This window comes from Arhodomonas sp. KWT (genome assembly GCF_010993615.1).
On sequence record NZ_WNXE01000708.1, the window covers coordinates 1 to 862 of the forward strand.

Sequence of the window (862 nt, forward strand, 5' to 3'; positions counted from 1 at the left end):
TGGTGGCCAAGCGCGACGAGCCGATCACGCCCTTCGTGGACCGCATCCGGGAGCTGCGCGACCGCCTCGGTGTCGCCACCGTGCTGGTAATGGGCGGCTCCGGCGACTACTTCGCCCACGCCGATGCCGTTATCCAGATGCATGACTACCTCCCGCGGGACGTCACTGCCGAGGCCCACCGCATCGCCGAGGCGCACGCCGGGCAGCGCCGGGAGGAGGGCGAGCGCGACCTCGCGGCGCCGCGCCCGCGGGTGCTCCAGCCCCGTTCCCTCGATCCGCGTACCGGCAAGGGCAAGCCCCGGGTCAAGGTCCGGGGCGTGGATACCCTGGTCTATGGCGAGGATGAGGTCGACCTGCGCGCCGTGGAGCAGCTCGTCGACCCGAGCCAGGTCCGCGGGGTCGCGCGGGTCCTGGCCCGTCTGGCTGAATCCGATGAGGTATGGCTGTCCGCACCGGCGGATGCCGTAGCACGCCTGCTGGAATCGGACTGGACCGGGCTCACGGCCCGGCCCGACGGCGACCTCGCCCGCCCCCGCATCGCGGAGGTCATGGCGGCCCTCAACCGCTTGCGGGGCGTGCGCCTGCGCGCCGGCGGCGGGTGACGGCGTCCCGCCGCGTTGGGATTGGTAATCAGTCGTCCTGGGTGGTCTCCTCCTCAACGGCCGAGATGCCCGTTTGTGATGTCACGTCTCGTTGTGGATCGGCGGCGATGTCGCACACGGCCGGCGGCCGTGCACGACCTACCGTTACTGCGCGCTGGCGGGTGAACCCGTTTGCGCGGTGGTGCCGGGGCACACCCTCTCCCCAACCCACTCTCCCGTGAAGGGAGAGGGGCCCGGAGCGTAGGGTGGGGCACACCCGA

General features: G+C 71.8%; 1 protein-coding gene. It reads left to right on the forward strand.

Features of this window, described 5'->3' with window-relative positions; all coding sequences use genetic code 11:
• The coding region (locus tag G7A99_RS21885; protein WP_240466376.1) for an ABC-ATPase domain-containing protein at positions 1-602 on the forward strand (602 nt) is incomplete at its 5' end.
• Positions 603-862 lie beyond the last annotated feature (260 nt).